This is a genomic window from Citrobacter sp. NCU1, from assembly GCF_010231475.1.
Lineage (GTDB): Bacteria > Pseudomonadota > Gammaproteobacteria > Enterobacterales > Enterobacteriaceae > Citrobacter_D.
Genome location: NZ_NRDO01000158.1, coordinates 1 through 1,336, shown reverse-complemented (window position 1 = coordinate 1,336; position 1,336 = coordinate 1). Strand labels below are relative to the sequence as shown.

The following is a 1,336-nucleotide window of genomic DNA, read 5'->3' as shown; positions in this document are numbered from 1 at the left end:
GGCGGTGCTGGCGATGCGCCACGCCTGATCTGTTTCGTCCATTCCGTTCGTGTTCCGGCCCCGGCCGGCTCTGACATTCAAGGAGCGTCCCATGAGCCTGCTCAACGCCTGGTTCAACGCCTTCCTGCGCAGCCGTCGCGCAGGCAACCTGTTCCGCCGCCGCGCGATGCCCGAGGCCGGCTTCGGCCCGGGCAGCGCCGAAGCGGCACCATTCGCACTCACCACCGGCCTGGTCACCCTCGCCCAGCAGGATGAAGACCAGCTGCTGGCCACGCTGGAATCACATGCCGATGGCCTCAGCCCGCATGAGGCCGAGGAACGACTGGCCACGCTCGGCCCCAACGAGGTGGATCACGAAAAGCCGCTGCCGTGGTGGCGCCACCTGTGGCAGTGCTACCGCAATCCGTTCAACCTTCTGCTGACCGTGCTGGCGGCGGTGTCCTGGCTGACCGAGGACATCAAGGCGACGATCGTCATCGGTGCGATGGTGCTGCTGTCCACGCTGATCCGCTTCGTGCAGGAGGGTCGTTCGAACCGAGCGGCCGAGCGGCTGAAGGCACTGGTCGGCAACACTGCGCGCGTGCTGCGCCGCAATCCCGGCACCGAGGCTGCGGATGTGGCCGACCAGTACTTCGGCGCGCACCTGCACAGCCGCCGCCCGGCGCGCCTGCTGGACCTTCCGATCCGCGAGCTGGTGCCCGGTGACCATATCGTGCTGTCGGCCGGCGACATGATTCCGGCCGATTGCCGCGTGCTGAGTGCCAAGGACCTGTTCGTGGCGCAGGCGGCAATGACCGGTGAGTCGCTGCCGGTGGAGAAGTTCGCGCACCCGGGCGACGGGCTGGCCGGCCTGCTGGAGCAGCACAACCTGCNNGCACAACCTGCTGTTCATGGGCACCAATGTGGTGTCCGGTACGGCCACCGCCATTGTGCTGGCCACCGGTAACCGCACCTACTTCGGCACCCTGGCCCAGCGCAGCACCGCCACCGACCGCGCACCCACCGCGTTCCAGGCCGGCGTCAACAGCGTCAGCTGGCTGCTGATCCGCTTCGCGCTGGTGATGGTGCCGTTCGTACTGCTGATCAACGGCTGGACCAAGGGCGACTGGACCGAGGCCTTCCTGTTCGCGCTGTCGGTGGCGGTGGGCCTGACCCCGGAAATGCTGCCGATGATCGTCACTTCCACCCTGGCCAAGGGCGCGGTGCTGCTGTCGCGGCGCAAGGTGATCGTCAAGCGGCTGGATGCCATCCAGAACTTCGGCGCGATGGAAGTACTGTGCACCGACAAGACCGGCACCCTTACCCAGGACAAGATCGCGCTGGAGCGCCACACCGG

Annotated in this window: 1 pseudogene; it reads left to right on the top strand. The window is 67.4% G+C overall.

Annotation, left to right across the window (positions count from 1 at the left end):
• Positions 1 to 91: 91 nt before the first annotated feature.
• Positions 92 to 1,336, top strand: a pseudogene (locus tag CJP72_RS26080) (HAD-IC family P-type ATPase); the annotation flags it as partial.